The organism is Bacillota bacterium, from assembly GCA_012727955.1.
Classification (GTDB): domain Bacteria; phylum Bacillota; class Limnochordia; order DTU087; family JAAYGB01; genus JAAYGB01.
On record JAAYGB010000006.1, the window covers coordinates 29,766 to 44,664 of the forward strand.

The 14,899-nt window shown below is 52.6% G+C and carries 15 protein-coding genes; 9 read left to right on the plus strand and 6 right to left on the minus strand.

Annotated features, from left to right (window positions below):
• Window positions 1-2 precede the first annotated feature (2 nt).
• Both GX030_01455 and GX030_01460 read left to right on the plus strand, forming a co-directional pair.
• Window positions 3-668 (plus strand): class II aldolase/adducin family protein, encoded by a 666-nt coding sequence (locus GX030_01455; GenBank protein NLV91046.1) that lies wholly within the window; start codon window positions 3-5, stop codon window positions 666-668.
• Window positions 665-1,951, plus strand: coding sequence for a four-carbon acid sugar kinase family protein (locus GX030_01460; GenBank protein ID NLV91047.1), 1,287 nt, complete (start codon window positions 665-667; stop codon window positions 1,949-1,951). Before GX030_01455 ends, GX030_01460 begins: the two co-directional genes overlap by 4 nt.
• A gap of 39 nt (window positions 1,952-1,990) precedes the next feature.
• Here the strand turns inward: GX030_01460 and GX030_01465 are convergent, their stop codons facing one another.
• Genes GX030_01465 through GX030_01475 form a run of 3 tightly spaced genes read right to left on the minus strand, consistent with a single transcriptional unit; the run spans window position 1,991 to window position 4,881 of the window.
• The gene (locus GX030_01465) at window positions 1,991-3,181 is read right to left on the minus strand and encodes an MFS transporter (GenBank protein NLV91048.1); all 1,191 of its coding nucleotides are present in this window, start codon (window positions 3,179-3,181) and stop codon (window positions 1,991-1,993) included.
• A 15-nt stretch (window positions 3,182-3,196) separates the two neighbouring features.
• The gene (locus GX030_01470; GenBank protein ID NLV91049.1) at window positions 3,197-3,649 is read right to left on the minus strand and encodes a hypothetical protein; all 453 of its coding nucleotides are present in this window, start codon (window positions 3,647-3,649) and stop codon (window positions 3,197-3,199) included.
• The gene (locus GX030_01475) at window positions 3,646-4,881 is read right to left on the minus strand and encodes an MFS transporter (protein ID NLV91050.1); all 1,236 of its coding nucleotides are present in this window, start codon (window positions 4,879-4,881) and stop codon (window positions 3,646-3,648) included. Before GX030_01475 ends, GX030_01470 begins: the two co-directional genes overlap by 4 nt.
• A 269-nt stretch (window positions 4,882-5,150) precedes the next feature.
• Between GX030_01475 and GX030_01480 the strand changes: the two genes are divergently transcribed.
• Together GX030_01480 and GX030_01485 are read left to right on the plus strand one after the other, a co-directional pair.
• The gene (locus GX030_01480) at window positions 5,151-6,098 is read left to right on the plus strand and encodes an amidohydrolase (GenBank protein NLV91051.1); all 948 of its coding nucleotides are present in this window, start codon (window positions 5,151-5,153) and stop codon (window positions 6,096-6,098) included.
• Window positions 6,099-6,149: 51 nt separating this feature from the next.
• On the plus strand, window positions 6,150-6,956 hold the full coding sequence (locus tag GX030_01485; protein ID NLV91052.1) for a GNAT family N-acetyltransferase: 807 nt from the start codon (window positions 6,150-6,152) through the stop codon (window positions 6,954-6,956).
• Between the two features lie 86 nt (window positions 6,957-7,042).
• Here GX030_01485 and GX030_01490 read toward each other — a convergent pair whose 3' ends face one another.
• The 3 genes from GX030_01490 to GX030_01500 all read right to left on the minus strand — a co-directional run bounded on the left by GX030_01490 (window position 7,043) and on the right by GX030_01500 (window position 9,606).
• Window positions 7,043-8,002 (minus strand): aminoglycoside phosphotransferase family protein, encoded by a 960-nt coding sequence (locus GX030_01490; protein NLV91053.1) that lies wholly within the window; start codon window positions 8,000-8,002, stop codon window positions 7,043-7,045.
• Window positions 7,999-8,529, minus strand: coding sequence for a DNA topology modulation protein (locus GX030_01495; protein ID NLV91054.1), 531 nt, complete (start codon window positions 8,527-8,529; stop codon window positions 7,999-8,001). Before GX030_01495 ends, GX030_01490 begins: the two co-directional genes overlap by 4 nt.
• Before the next feature lie 189 nt (window positions 8,530-8,718).
• Entirely contained in the window at window positions 8,719-9,606 is an 888-nt protein-coding gene (locus GX030_01500) for a transglutaminase domain-containing protein (protein ID NLV91055.1), read from the minus strand.
• Between the two features lie 244 nt (window positions 9,607-9,850).
• Here GX030_01500 and GX030_01505 point away from each other — a divergent pair, with 244 nt between their 5' ends.
• The 5 genes from GX030_01505 to GX030_01525 all read left to right on the plus strand — a co-directional run bounded on the left by GX030_01505 (window position 9,851) and on the right by GX030_01525 (window position 14,876).
• Window positions 9,851-11,206, plus strand: a complete 1,356-nt coding sequence (locus tag GX030_01505; protein ID NLV91056.1) for a hypothetical protein — start codon at window positions 9,851-9,853, stop codon at window positions 11,204-11,206.
• A 218-nt stretch (window positions 11,207-11,424) separates the two neighbouring features.
• Entirely contained in the window at window positions 11,425-12,069 is a 645-nt protein-coding gene (locus GX030_01510) for a hypothetical protein (GenBank protein NLV91057.1), read from the plus strand.
• 128 nt (window positions 12,070-12,197) lie between these two features.
• Window positions 12,198-13,091, plus strand: a complete 894-nt coding sequence (locus GX030_01515) for a GNAT family N-acetyltransferase (protein NLV91058.1) — start codon at window positions 12,198-12,200, stop codon at window positions 13,089-13,091.
• 71 nt (window positions 13,092-13,162) lie between these two features.
• The gene (locus GX030_01520) at window positions 13,163-14,101 is read left to right on the plus strand and encodes an ABC transporter ATP-binding protein (protein NLV91059.1); all 939 of its coding nucleotides are present in this window, start codon (window positions 13,163-13,165) and stop codon (window positions 14,099-14,101) included.
• A complete protein-coding gene (locus GX030_01525) occupies window positions 14,094-14,876 on the plus strand; it encodes an ABC transporter permease subunit (protein ID NLV91060.1) in 783 nt (260 codons plus the stop codon). The genes GX030_01520 and GX030_01525 overlap by 8 nt, the downstream gene beginning before the upstream one ends.
• Window positions 14,877-14,899 lie beyond the last annotated feature (23 nt).

Genomic DNA, 14,899 nt, shown 5'->3' on the forward strand with positions numbered 1-14,899 from the left:
GCATGGCGCGAGACCCCGCAAAGGTGGAACAGCTGCGGCAACTGGGCAGGCAGCTGGTGGAGCTGGGATTGACCTGGGGCAACGGGGGAAATATCAGTGTCCGAACCGGTACTAATAGCTTTCTGATTACCGCCAGTGGGACTTCTCTGGGCAGTTTGGAGCCAGGGGATTTTGCGGAATGCGATCTGGCCGGTAGACCCTTGGCCGGCGAGGAGAAAAGGCCCTCCAAGGAGGCGGGGATGCACGCTGCTATCTACAAGCAGCGTCCCGATATCAATGCCGTTATTCACTCCCACCCCTTTTACGGGTTAATCATGGCCTGCTGTCGTGAGGAGATTCCACAGAACTGGTTTATTGAAAACATGTATTATCTCGAAAGAACCGCCAGAGTAGATTACTATCATCCTGGATCGAAGGAGTTGGCAGAATCCGTTGGGGCCAAGGCTCGGGAGGCTAATCTGTTGATCTTAAATAACCATGGAATCATTGCCTATGATCACAGTCCCCAAGAGGCCCTGATGACCCTACAAACCTTTGAACTGGTCAGCCGGATGGATGTTGCCTGTAAAGGGGCTAATCTGGCGGTGGCGGGCTTGCCCGAGGAGCAGGTCCGAGAGTTTCTCGAAGAATCCGGTTACAAACCCCGAAGGGACTGGTCGGCCTTATGATTGGTGTAGTAGCAGACGATATTACCGGCGCCAATGATGTTGGCGTGATGTTCACCGCCGGCGGGTATACCGCCGATGTATACTCCTACGATCTGCCCTTGACCTTCCCCTTGGGGCGGCCCGATGTAGTGGTCCTGGATACCGACTCACGGCTCGATGATCCTGCCACCGCCTACAGAAAGGTGCGGGAGGCCACTAGAAAACTCATCGATGCTGGATGTACCCTCTTTTACAAGAAAACCTGTTCCGTTCTTCGAGGCAATGTCGGGCCGGAGCTCGATGGAATGCTGGATGAACTGGGTCAGGACTTTGCCATAGTTGCAGCGGGATTTCCCAAGAACGGACGGCAAACCATCGGAGGCATTCACTATGTCCGGGGGGTAGAGCTGGCCAAGTCGGAGTTTCGCAATGACCCAGTGCATCCCATGAGGGAGTCGAATCTGGTGAAGATCCTGACGGCGCAGACTCGGCGGCAAGTAGACTTTGTGGATCACCGTGTTGTGTCAGAGGGGCCAGAGTTCTTAAGACAGCACATTGAGAGGGCTAGAACCCGGTGTAACTATCTAGTTATCGATGTGGTGGACCAAAACTCCCTGAAAACAATTGCTGAAGCTGTCGGGGATCGTTACCTCATCGGTGGCAGTTCCGCCCTGGGTGAAGAACTGCCCTCGGTACTGGGCCCATCATCCCTGGGCAGCCACAGTCTGCCCGTGGCACCCTATGATGGCACGGGAATCCTGTGCGCCGCGGGAAGCCTGATGCCCCAAACCAGAGCCCAGGTGGAGATGGCAGTGGACCGGGGGGCTTTGGCCTTTGAGCTGGACACCGTGAGACTGATGGAAAGTGACGACAGCAGCTTCTTGCTGGCAAAGCTCAGTGAGTCGATTGTCAAGGAGATGCAAGCAGGAAGGGATGTGGTGGTACACACCAGCTCTGAGCCGGAAGCCGTCGCCGTGACCAAGAAGCTTGGGACGGCCAGGGGGTTATCTAATACCGCGGTGTCCCGTTTGGTTTCCGAGAGTATGGCCCAGGTAGTCAAAGCCTGTCTTGAGGCCACGGGACAAAGGCGGTTTCTCATCGCCGGAGGCGATACCTCCGCAGCGGTTTGTGCTGAATTGGGAATCAAGGGGATGCGGGTATGGCGGGAGATTCAGGCTGGGGTTCCCTCCTGCTACTCCCTCGATGGCGAGCCCCGTCTCTTTGTCCTGAAATCCGGCAGTTTTGGTCAACCAGACTTTTTTATCCAAGCGATAGAACACCTAAAGGCTCCCGACGCTAACTGAGGTCGGGAGCCTTCAAACTTAGAGGCAAGAGATATCTGGTTATCTCTGAACCCTTGTTCCAAGGGTGAGCCCCTGGGCTTTGAGCCGGTTGAGCAGTTCCACCATGGCGACCATCAACAGGGCAATCACCAACAGATAGAAGGGCAACAGGATCATCGATACCCGTTGTGCTAAGAAACCGAAGAGGGGAGGCATTGTCGTTGTTCCCACATAGGCACAGGCCATCTGCATTCCCATGATGGCCTGAGATAACTCTGCACCGAAATTCTCCGGGGTGTCATGGAGAAGGGCAGGGAAAATCGGTGCACAGCCCAATCCAATGACAAAAAAGCCTGCAGAGAAGACAAAGTCCCAGGCAGGAAGCAACAGGAGCAAAATGCCGAGGACGCTCATTCCCTGGCCAAGGCGGATTAGATCCCGGTTGGCAATCTTCAAGGTCAAAAGCCCCGAGAGGAACCGGCCGAAGGTAATGCCAAAGTAATACAGGGAAATCCAACGGGCCGCTATTTGGGGAGAGATACCTTTGGTGAGAACGAGAAAGCTGCTTCCCCAAAGCCCGGCGGTGGCCTCCACCGCACAATAGCAGAAAAAGGCAACCAAGATGGGCTTTGCTCCGGGAATCCTTAGCAGCTCTCTGGTGGAAAGCACCTGAGCCCTACTCCCTTCTGACTGCGCCCCCGACGAGAACCGTTTCCATAGGGGCAAAGAGAGGAGCAAAATGATCACCAGAGCCACTTGCAGCCAGCCAATAGCCGCGTATCCTGTCTGCCAGTTGCTGCTAGTCAGGCTAATGGACATAATTACCGGCCCGGCACTGGCACCGATACCCCAAAAGCAGTGAAGCCAGTTCATATGCTTTGCCTGGTAATGCAGGGCCACGAAGTTATTCAGTGCGGCATCGACACTGCCGGCACCAAGTCCCAGGGGAATTGCGAACAGGAGGAGAAACCAAAAGCTTCCGGAGAGGGAAACCCCCAGCAGGGCAACGGCAGTCATGGCAACGCTGACCACGGTGGTTACGCCGGTACCTAGTCGAGAGATAATCCTGTTACTAAACCAGCTGGAGATGATGGTTCCCCCAGAGATGGTAGCTGAGATAATCCCAGCCCAGGATATGGGAACTCCTAGATCTTTGTAGGCCGCTGGCCAGGCCGTTCCCAATATGGAATCCGGCAGTCCCAGACTGATAAAGGAAATATAGATAAGAACCAGGAGTAGCGTCAACAACAAGAATTCCTCCCCCAATTATGCGTCTCTAGTATTGTCCCTTCGGTGGTTGAGAAAATCAACCAGGAGATTGAAGGGAAACATACGCTGAGCGACCAGGAGCCTTGTCGCTAGGATAGCCTGAATCAAACCAATGATGCCATAGAGGACATGGAGAAAGACCACCGTATCCAGCATTAGACACTGGACGATGATCCAGATCACCAGGGCGCCGCCTAAGGTGGCGCTGACATACCCCGTATATTTTGACCTTCTCCTCAACGCCAAGGCCCCGGCAATATTTCCCACTCCCAGTAACCCAAAGAGAATGATCCCTGGGATGAGAAAGCTGCTAAAGGGCGAGTTGACCAAGCTCTCGGCCGAAACCCCCAGGGGATCATATGGATTAATCATCGCCGCGGCTCCTCCGAACAGAGCACCGATGCCCACATAGAGGTGGAAAAAGAAAAGCGTGTGGAGGACTAGTTTCATTTTACACCCTCTTCATTTTGATTAATTGCTTCCTTGGCGGTGATGGCCAGACGAATCGATAGGGTCACCGCGATTGCCAGCATGATTAACAACACCAAGATCGGAAACCTTGGATTGATTTCAAAGAGCCATCCTGCCAGAGGAGTAATCGGGATAATCAGCAGCATGCTCAGGGAGTTCATTCCCGACAAGAGTACTGCCCGGGCCCGATCATCGATGACGTTGGCGATAAAGGTGTCCCGCACCGGGTTAATCAGGGCCATACCGCAGGCGATTAGGACCGCGGCCACCGCGAGAACCGGATAGGACTGGGCCGGGGAAAGGATGAAAATGCCCATACCACCACAGAGCAAACTGGAACTGAGGATTAACCACTGGGGCAGTTTCTCCGGTTTGACCTTAGGAACGATCAGCAGCAAAGCTAGGATCATCACCAGGGATGAAAAGGTAGGCCAAATGGACACCACTGCCGGTGTTAGCTGTAATCCCCGCTCTGCCGTCATATACAGAGCGGAATAAGTATGCCATAGGGTGTTGTAAGCGAAATTGATGGTATATAGGAAAAACAGATAGACCAGGTTCCTGTTCTTGACCCCCATGGCAAAGATCTCTCGGTAATTAGCAAAGACATCACTGAATTTGGAGTTGCGCATCTCCTGAATTCGACTTCTTCCCACGCTGGTTTCCGTGACCCGGTAGTGTCTGGCGATCACCATTATTGTCACCGAGATCAGTGTCAGGCCGTAGATGATTCGAGCTCCCATGACCACTGAGTATCCCTGCACGATCCAGCCGGCCACCGGTGAAAAGAGTCCCGCTCCCAGTAACACCAGTTGAAGGGCAGCAAAGACCGTGGCCCGGCGGTGGGGGGCGGTATCCTCTACCAAGAGACAATTCCAGGAAGGACCGATGATCATGCTCATTCCATTGAGGATCGCCGCGGCGACGAAGTACCAGGGGTTTTGCGCGATCATCCACAGAAAGGTCGGGATAATCCAGGCAATGGTATCAAAGGTAATCAGGATCTTCTTGCGTCCAAAACGATCGGCGACGTATCCGCCGAGAGGTGCGACCAGCATCTGGGTAACCATTGTCAATGACGCCACGGCCCCGATTTGAGTCCCACTCATCCCGAGGGCGGCCATGAATAAAGAAGCATAGGTCCTGGTCCAATTTACTGGAATACCAAAGAGTGGTTCTGTGGCCAGCAGGAACTTAACGTTGCTGCTCATTCCTTCCGTTGCAGTTTGGTATCGTTTCCTCAGACCGTGAAAAAAGGTGCTGTTGGTCGGTCTAGTGACTGATGGTTTGATTGCCTTCTCCTCCATTCACCAGCTAATGCTCATACCTAATTCTTCGCAGCTAAGCCCGGTTCTCCTTGCCATTGGCGGAAGCTTCTAGGTTCCCCCTTGGTTATACAAGACAAGGACGTTGTCCTTTTCCAGAGAATGACTTCAATAGATGCCTTACCAACTATATGCAGCTAAAGGAGCAGATACCTATGCGCTCATATGGAATCCCGATTATCGATGGACATGCCCATTTCCCCGTTCCTCGACAGGAACAAAAACCGCCGCAAGCAGCTGGCGATGAGAGAGCACAGCGCCGTCGCCAGGCCTTGGCCCAGGCTCGGGCAGCATCTCAAGCTAAGTGGCGACAGATGTGGGGATTTCCTTTGCCGGAAGCAGACCCACCGGGGATTTTCGTCCAAGCCGAGCGTTGGGTCCAGGATCTAGACGCCAAAGGCATTGAGAAAATTGTCTTTGCTGCCGGCGGTGGGAACGATACCTTAGCGGAAATCGTCAGTCGACACCCCGACCGGTTTATCGGCTACGCCCATCATGATCCCTTCTTGCCCAATGCCAAGGAAGAGCTGCGTCGGGCAGTTGAGGAATTGGGGCTAAAGGGCTACAAGATCATTGCTCCCGCTCTCGAGGGGGATATAGCCAGCAAGGAGCTCTGGCCCCTCTGGGAAACGGTGGAGGAGCTGGAGATTCCGGTATTGATTCACTTTGGTCCCTTAGGCGGCGTGGGAGGAATCGCGGATCATCCCAACATCAATCCCCTGAAAATCCATGATGTGGCTAAGGCCTTTCCGACGATTCCGATTATCATTCCACACTTTGGCTGTGGCTTTCCCACGGAATTGCTGCGCCTGTGTTGGGCCTGCAGCAACATCTATACCGACACATCCGGTTCTAACGAATGGGTTCGCTGGATGATTCCCGATACCACTTTAACGGACCTATTTCGGAAGTTTCTCGAGACTATCGGACCGGAGCGAATCATCTTCGCCACAGATTCCTCCTGGTTTCCCCGGGGATTTAGTCAACCCTACCTCGACGAACAACTGAGAATCTGTCATAGTCTCAACCTGTCGCAAGGGGACATGGAGAAGATCTTTTCTGGGAACATCTCCCGGTTATTGGCCTTAGAGAGGAAGGCCTAGGACGGGAAAGAGGAAGGTCAAGTCAGAGTTACTGAGCAAGGAGTGCAAACCTTGGAGATTAGAAAACTATCCCGTGAGAATCATCAAGAGGTCCTGGATCTATTTGCCGATGAGACTCCATATTACTACTTCCTCATCAATGAGCTCTTGGACAACAACTATAGTGGCGAGGCCTTTCGTGTATACGGGGAATATGAAGGCGATCAATTGGTCTCAATCCTGCTGAACAACTTTGGTAATCTCACCTATTACGCAAAAACCCTTCGGGATGTTGCGGTGTATCAAGAAATCTTGCCTCGACTTAGCTACTTCAAGTTGTCGGGACCCAGTGAGCTGATGGCGCAGTTCTTACCCTTGGTGCCCGTCAAATCCGATACCCTGTCTTACATGGGAGTGGTCAAGAACATTGTCGCGCAGCGACGATACCCCCAGCTTTCAGTGCGGAGGATATCCAGCGAGGGGGAACTGGAGATGCACTACGACCTGCTCCAGTCTACCCAGGAGTACAACCTGGAGGTAAGCAGAGATGAGTATGTCGCCAAGGAGCTGAAAAGACTGCAAGGCTCCCAGGATCGAAGGGTTTATCTCAGTGTAGACAACAAAATGGTCTGTGCCTGCGGCACTGTGAAGGAAAGCAGAAACAGCGCCATTGTCATCGGCGTAGTGACTCACCCCGACTATCGCCGCAGGGGCTATGGAACGGAAGTGCTGATCGGTCTGTTTGAATCCTTGCTGGAGGAAGGAAAGTATCCTTATCTGTTTTACAACAATCCCGCGGCCCGCCGGGTGTATAAGAATCTCGGCATGGAAGAGGTTTGTCAATGGCGGGTTGTGATGGTTGACGAGGAAAGTAAATAAATCAGGCAGACCCCGTGAGGGCCCTGATCCCGTCATAAACCCGAAGTCGCGGGTAAAATGGGCCTGGGGTCTGCCGCGTATCTTTCCTAGAGCCCCAACTGGAGGTAGGCTTCCACCATCGCATCATATATCTGAAAAACCCGGTCAGCCTTGGCATCCCTGAGGTAATGGGGCCAAAACCTGAAGGATATGTGCACAGTAGATGCGTTAATCACATCGTATATGTCTTTTTTCTCTACCTCTTGTTTCGTATAGAAGGAGAGTTTCTCGCAGTAGCGATCAATCAGCTGGGCTGCATCGATGTCTATACCGGCAGCCTTACCCCTGCTGATGAAAAAGGAGATATCACCGGCTCCCTTCCCGATATTAACGTTCTGCCAATCACAGATTACCAAATCCCCTTGATTGAGCAAGAGGTTCTCGGCGTGGAAATCTCCATGGCACACCCGGTGCGGGGGGGCATTGAGAATGCTGCAGATACTGGACATGCTGTCACGGATGTTCTGTAGGGGCTTGGTGTCAAGCTGCTGGCAATGTCGGTTAAGAACATAGATCCAGTTTTCCAGTGCCTGATCTAAAATATCGGTGTCAACAGTAATCTCTTCAAACTCCAGCCCTAGACTTTCCACACAGGCGGGGTCAAGACTATGAATTTGGGCGCAAAGCTCAGCCGCGCGCTCCTGCAGTTTTGGGCTCCATTGGTCAAACTCGATCCTTTCATAGTTGGGGAGCACCAGGATGAAACCCAGTTCGGGATTGTTCTCCACATGAAGGGCTTGAGGAACTGCCGGGAAGGTGCCGCTATCTACCACAGAGTAGAATCTCAGCTCTCGTTCATAGGAGGACAGCAAGTGTTGGTCACCGCCGCAAAGGGATGGGTGGGTATGCTTTACCACATAGGAACCCGCCTGATCAATGACCCGGTATACTTTGGCACCACTGGCGCCATTTCGAAGGGGTTCGAGGGACTGAACAGCAGTAAAGAGACCCCGTTCTTGCAGGTAATCGATTATGGGCGCTGATTCCCCTGTAGACTGGTTGTTCATAGTCCTTCCCTCCCGATGGTCTGTGAACAATTATGGAGCAAAGCTTGGGCATGCCAAGGATAGCGGAGAATATATACCTTCTTCCCACTATGTCTTTCCAGTTTCTGCAGAACGGAGGGGCGGCTTTTCTTCCGATAACCCCAAATAAACCGGATTAGGCCCCAGTCCAGTTTCTCTGGACACCCGGGAGCCATGTCCGGTCGGGTTCTGCCACGGTACATCCAACGTCTTTTCATCACTCGCCACAGACAGACAACGCGGGGGAAGTCTAGGAAAACTACCGTATCTGCCCGCTCCAGGCGAAGATCCATGGTGCTTCCCCCGTAGTTTCCGTCAATGATCCACCGGTCTCTTGCCACCAGACCCTTGACAATCCTTTCCCACTCATCATCCGTCGGCTCCATCCACCCTGGCCGCCAGTGCTCTTTATCCAGATGGATGACTTCCATGTCCAGCATTTCGCCGAGCCTTCGGGAGAAGGTCGACTTGCCGGCTCCCGGTGAACCAATAACCATGACCCTCTGCAAGTTTCCCACCACCTGTACGACGCGGCCTTCGTTTACGCTTCAGAAGACCAGCTTGTGCTTCATGAAGTGCGCTGCAAACTATACTCCTTCGGAAATAGCGGGTGAGAATCCTGTTGAAGGCGGGTTCTGGTGTCACCACGTTGACAGAGCCAGATGGCGGTGTGACGGCATCAGATTTAGCCAACACCCCTACTCTAGAGTAACTGGCTTTGGTCCATTATCGGTCCAGCTGGTGATGACATCAGGGACCTTCAGCGCTGGGTTTTCTTGGTATACCTCGTAAAGCTTGGGGTCGTGGCCTATGATTAGCTCGGCGACCTCGTCTAAGAGGGTATAATCTTCCTCAGTTAATTCTCGCTCCTGACCTTCGATGAGTCCCCAGATGTCCCAGGGCAAAAGCTCAACTTTGTTAAGCGATGCGAGATCCCGGATCAGGTTTCCTCTGATGAACCACAGTCCCTTCATATCGAAAATGCCGAACTTCTCTGGGTCCTCCTGGCCGCTGCGGGCTAACTTCCAAGCCTCAGCCCCGGTGATAAACTGACCCTGGGGCATATCCAAGGTGTCAAAGGAAATCCCCAGGACTTGTTTCTGCAGGGTATCCAGTTGGGGATCGACCAGGATCCAGCGGTCTGACTGCCCATCCCAGTACTCACAGATCCAGTGATCTTCGAAGTGATTCGGGATAAAGTAGGTGGCAAATCCGCAGCGAACCCGGGCTGGGATTCCTTGGGCGCGGAGCATGGCACAGAGGAGAACCGAATGGTCTCGGCAGTTGCCGAAAAACCGCTTCTCCAGTGGCCTGGGCTCAGTAAGAGGGGCTGGATCGATATTGTCAATAGCCTCGAGAATATTCCGCACACTTCTTGCCTGCACGTGTTCCCTTTGCTGCGGAGTAGGTGTGACTCCGTAGCGTTCTGCCCAAAAGATGTGAAGAAAGAGCCCCTGAAGGATCTCTACCATCTCCGATACACTTGAAGGAATATCGGCCAAGAGATGCCGATACTCCTTGGGATCGGTAATCAGGCTGTGGCTTGCGTAGTACTCAGCGGGATTGCGGTAGTTTTCTTTCGGCACAGGGTGTCACTCCTTTTTTTAGATAGCCTTGAAAACTAAAGGATGTTTTCTTCTGCAGAGAGTTCCCCTGTGGGGTTGGATATCCTGCTTTTCTCGGTAGGCGACGGCAGGTGGAAGGGCTCACCTGGAGGAAGTATTTTCCTGTTCAATACGCCTAATTAACTGACAGACCAACGCCTTTTCACTCAAACCTCTCAGGAAGTATGCGGTCCAGAATCGACACCGGTAAAGGAGGCTGATCAGCATGTGGTACCATGGCTCGGACAAATTATTCGAAGTTTTGCGTCCTGGAAGCACCATAACTCAGAACAAGGACCTGGCAATAGCCTTTTCCCACCAGCCCACCTGGCTGATGATTGAAGATGACGGTTCAATCCAGCATAATGGCACGGCTTCCGGTTATTTGTACATTATCGATGAACCGATATCGGTGACCGAAGATCTGATGCCGGTGCCCAACTCCACCATGGAGCCGGGTATGGAATGGCACACACGGCGGGAATTAAGGGTGAAAGTAGTTAAGCACTTAGGTCCGGCAAGGGAAGTAAACAGAATGAAGCGGCGCAACGACTCGGTTATTCAGTGGGCGGTAGATAAAGTCCAGCGGGAGTATCACGAGGATGTCAGTTTGCTGTTAATGTACGGTTCCTATGAGAATGGGACCGCCAATCCCTTGTCTGATGTGGACATGTATTTCATCCCTAAGACGGAAGGGGCCCAGGAACTGAGCACCACCTTTATTATCGAAGGGGTAGGTTATGATCTGTTTCCCATGTCTTGGTCAAGGGTGAAGGATATTGCTGACTTCAATGACTATCTGACACCCTGTCTGGGCAACGTCAAGATCCTGTACTGCAATTCACCGGAGGACCGAGAAAGATTTGAGCAATTGCAGGCCCGCCTGCAGGCTAATCTGGCTGACAAGAAATTCATGCTGACTAAGGCCTGCCAGCGTTTGGAGGAAGCAGTGAGGCTCTATGGCCAATTGGTCTTTGCCGATGATCTTGGTCAGGCCAGAACCCTTTCGGGCTACGTGGCCATGTTCCTGGCTGAGGCCGTGGCTTATACCAATCAGACCTACTTTGCTCGGGGACTCAAGACCCAGCTGGAGGACCTCAAGGGCATGGCAGCCCTTCCCAGGGACTTCATCTTTTTGTATGAAGGGGTGGCAAAGGCCAATTCGACCCAGGAACTGCGCGGGATCTGTCAGCAAATGATCGCAAACACCAAGGAGTTAATTGAGGCAGAGCAAGAGCCAACTTCCGCAAGAGAAAGCAATCCCGACTACTCTGCCCTGGCCAACTGGTATCAGGAGCTGGTATCAACCTGGAATAAGATCAAGGTAGCCTGCGCGACGGGAAACACTGTTTTAGCTTACCTGTCTGGTACTTGTCTGCAAAGGGAACTGGATAGAATCGCCGCAGAATATGGCTTGGGCTCACTGGATTTGATGGGTGCCTATGCTGCCGATGACTTGAATCAGCTGCAGTCCCGGGCAGCATTGATTCAGAAGACTGTTATCCAGGTGATCAAGGCTCAGGGTATTACCTTGGCGGAATATGCCACGGTAGAGGAGTTTCTCGCCGGTGGTCACGACTAACGGGGCAGCTCTTGTAACTGGTCCAGGGCTAGGTTTGTTACTTACCGGCCGGATACTTAGGGCTGGCACTGGTCATAGGGCTCTTAGTCTTTATGCCAAGGAGCACTAATGATGACCGTCAAATTGACGGTACCCTTGGAGGGAATGCATCCCTTGTCCGAAGAATTCAACACGTTAGAGTCTGAGGAACTGGGCTGTACTTATGCGAGGTGGATGTCATGAGGCTGCGTAAACTATGGTTTTTTCCGATCCTGCTTGTCATGGTACTTATTTCCGGTTGTACCCATACAACGGTCAACTCCTTTGTTGATCCAGAATACCGGTTCGCTAAGTTCTCACGCCTAATGGTATACATGCCATATTCCGATATCGGCCTCAGGCAGAGTTCTGAACTTAAGGCGGTCTCAGTCCTCAGTGAGCTGGGAGTTAAGGGTGTGCCATCATATGAAATTCTCGTACCAACAAGGACTTACTCTGCGGAGCAAGCCACGGAATTATTGACGGCTCACGGGATAGATGGCGTACTGGAGTTCAGGGTGCTTGATGCTCAACTTCAGCAATCCTATGTTCCACCCACAACCTCGACTAGTGGAACCGTATATGTTCTTGGCAATACGTACGATTACCATCAAAGTACGCAAACCTATGGAGGATACTTTATTCAAAGCCCTATGGTCCAGTTTGAGGTTTCCCTTTATGATGCCCAGAATGGAAAGAAGGCATGGATAGCGCAGTTGAATTCCCATGGGATCGCCTTTTCCACCTTCGAAGACTTGATTGACGCTGTATCATCAAAGGCAATAAAAAAGCTTGACCAAGATGGGCTTCTCTTCACGTTAAGAGGATTTGCCGGGAACCAGTAGATTTCATGCTGCTGGTTCCGAGGTACAATTACAGCATCCACCTGACTAAATTCAAGTGGGGATAGGTGCCCAGCAGGAGCAGCCCTTTTTGTAATAAGCACCTAACTCACTAAAGGAGCCTTTTGCATATGAAGGTGAAATCTTTCGATCAACTCAGTGAAGCCGAAAGGCAGAAGCTGTATCAGTTTGTAGTTCAAGTAGGGCCGGATTACTACTTCAGCTCCTATGGAGAAATGCTGGAAGACTACCTTGGTTTTCTCTTTAGCCAGGGGAAGGGACACTTCTCCCTGTGGAAGGGCAAAGATGTCATTGCCACTGCTGGCGTCATTACCGAGGAGATCGCCAGTCGGGGGGAGGCCTTCATTACCGGCCTGACCTGTGCCCAGGCAGAGCAAGAAAACTTCCCACAGCTTTTGGATGCTGTCATTGGATACACTAGGGCTTTTCAGCCCAGGGTAATCCGTTTGGGCGTTCCCTGGGAGCATCGCTATCTTGCATCAGAAGTTGAGAGGGCTGGTTTTGAGGAGAGCTACCGGGCCTTGGTTTTTCGGCATCAGGGCGCTGCTAGTTTGGATGAACTGCCCTTCTCCAGCCTATCCCTGCAGGAGTTAACGGTTGACAACTCCAGGGTCTTTCAAAGGATTCACGACGATGCCTTCCGTGATTCCCCTAACTCTGGCTGCCTAGCCGAAGAGGAACTGGAGGCTCGTCTGCGCCCCGACAGTGATCTAATCTGTGGAATTGCCCTCGAAAAGGGGCAACCCGTGGGGGCCTACGAACTGAAGGTGGAGGGGGACACTGGGTGGATTGAGTTTTTAGCTATCTCACCTTCGGTGCAGGGACAGGGCCTAGGAAAGCGGTTGCTGCTCCAGCTGGTAAATTCCCTTTACCAGAGGGGATGCCGAGAGGTTAAGCTCTTCGTAATTAGTTCAAATACCCGGGCCAGCAATCTTTATTCGCGCACGGGATTTGTTCAAGAACAGATTGCGACCTTCTGGTATTCTCTTGATTTGACGAAGTAGGGCATTGGAGTCCCCTTGGGCACCCAGCCCTAGTCCTGCAACGACATATTTTCTAAGGAGAACTTGGCTAAATGGAAGAAGTCATTAAGACTGTTAACCTACACAAATGGTTTGGCTCCACCCATGCCGTCGAGGACGTAAACCTATCGGTTCGGGTCGGTGAGATCTTTGGCTTCTTGGGCCTAAACGGCGCTGGCAAGACCACAACGATTCGGATGCTATTGGGAATGGTCACTCCCACGCAAGGTCAGTGTTACTTGTTTGGCAAGCCTGTCTCCCCTGGCGCTACCAACCTCTGGGCTGAAGTGGGCTATATCGTGGAAACCCCCTATTCCTACCCGGAATTGACGGTGCGGGAGAACTTGGGCATTGTCAGAAGGCTGCGGGGTATGGGGGACTCTAAGTGTGTCGATTGGATCATGGAGAAGCTGAAACTCACGGAATACGCCCACCGCAAGGCCCGTCACCTGTCGCTGGGTAACGCCCAGCGGCTGGGCATTGCCAAGGCCTTGATCCATCGGCCTAAAGTCCTGATTCTCGATGAACCCACCAATGGGCTGGATCCCGCGGGAATTGTCGAGGTACGCAAGCTTCTCTTAGAACTGGCAGAAGAGGGGGTAACCATCCTGATCTCCAGCCACAAACTCGATGAGATCGCCCGGGTGGCCACCACCATTGGAATAATTCATGCCGGAAAACTGATCAAGACAATCGATGGAATCCGTCTCAAGGAGCAAGTGAAAAAATGGCTGGTCTTGGATGGAAGGGAGCGCCAAGGGATGCTGTCGGTTTTGGCCCAGGCGGGGTATCAGGTGGATCTGGGGCCAGGAGATGGAGGCCGGGGACCGCTGTTGATCACCGATCCAAGAGCAGTGCAGTCTCCCGATGAAGTCGCCACTTTGCTGGTTAATGCTAAGGTTCCGCCTACTCTGCTGCAAGTTGTGGAAGAAGACCTGGAAGCCTTTTTTCTGCGCACCATAGAAGAAGCCGGAGGGAAGGTCGATGAATAAGCTAGCTACCGCCTTCTTGGTGGAAAGTAAGAAACTCTTCCGCTCCAAGGTACCGCTGGTCTCCCTCTTAGCCAGTCTGATGATTCCCTTTGTCGGTGGGCTATTTATGTTTATCTTAAAGGATCCGGAGCTGGCTCAGAAAATGGGCGTAATTTCCGCCAAGGCACACATCATGGGGACCGCCGATTGGCCCTCCTATCTTGGGCTGTTGTCCCAGGCGATAGCCGTTGGCGGGCTCTTTATCTTCGGATTTATCACCAGTTGGGTCTTTGGCAGGGAGTATTCCGACAGGACTATCAACGATCTTTTGGCTCTGCCGATCTCGAGGGGAGCCATTGTCATGGGGAAGTTCCTGGTAGTGGGGTTGTGGTCCTTGAGCCTAAGTGTAGTGGTGATTGTCCTGGGATTCATTGTCGGCCGCATCGTCGATATCCCCCAGTGGTCCACGGCCATTGCCGGTGAGGGTTTGCTCACATTTTTGCTGTGCGCAATCTTGACTTTATTCCTGTCCACGCCCGTTGCGTTGTTGGCCAGTATTGGTCGAGGATATCTCTCTCCCCTGGGATTTATCGTTTTCACCCTGGTTACAGCGCAAGTCGTTGCGGTGACCGGTTATGGTTGGTATTTTCCCTGGTCAGTTCCGGCTCTGCTCAGCCAAACTGTTGGCCAAGGGAGCATGGCCGTCGAACCCCTGGGCATCCATATCCTTTTAGTCACCGGTTTGGTGGGAATGGGTGCAACCGTCTGCTGGTGGCGGTACGCAGATCACAAGTGAGCATTTAAGACTTATCGGATGGG

Bases quoted from the DNA above. Each gene is read 5' to 3' on its own strand.
- GX030_01455 (NLV91046.1), top strand. From the start codon at position 3: ATGGCGCGAGACCCCGCAAAGGTGGAACAGCTGCGGCAACTGGGCAGG.
- GX030_01460 (NLV91047.1), top strand. From the start codon at position 665: ATGATTGGTGTAGTAGCAGACGATATTACCGGCGCCAATGATGTTGGC.
- GX030_01470 (NLV91049.1), bottom strand. From the start codon at position 3,649: ATGAAACTAGTCCTCCACACGCTTTTCTTTTTCCACCTCTATGTGGGC.
- GX030_01475 (NLV91050.1), bottom strand. From the start codon at position 4,881: ATGAGCAGCAACGTTAAGTTCCTGCTGGCCACAGAACCACTCTTTGGT.
- GX030_01480 (NLV91051.1), top strand. From the start codon at position 5,151: ATGCGCTCATATGGAATCCCGATTATCGATGGACATGCCCATTTCCCC.
- GX030_01490 (NLV91053.1), bottom strand. From the start codon at position 8,002: ATGAACAACCAGTCTACAGGGGAATCAGCGCCCATAATCGATTACCTG.
- GX030_01505 (NLV91056.1), top strand. From the start codon at position 9,851: ATGTGGTACCATGGCTCGGACAAATTATTCGAAGTTTTGCGTCCTGGA.
- GX030_01510 (NLV91057.1), top strand. From the start codon at position 11,425: ATGAGGCTGCGTAAACTATGGTTTTTTCCGATCCTGCTTGTCATGGTA.
- GX030_01515 (NLV91058.1), top strand. From the start codon at position 12,198: ATGAAGGTGAAATCTTTCGATCAACTCAGTGAAGCCGAAAGGCAGAAG.
- GX030_01520 (NLV91059.1), top strand. From the start codon at position 13,163: ATGGAAGAAGTCATTAAGACTGTTAACCTACACAAATGGTTTGGCTCC.
- GX030_01525 (NLV91060.1), top strand. From the start codon at position 14,094: ATGAATAAGCTAGCTACCGCCTTCTTGGTGGAAAGTAAGAAACTCTTC.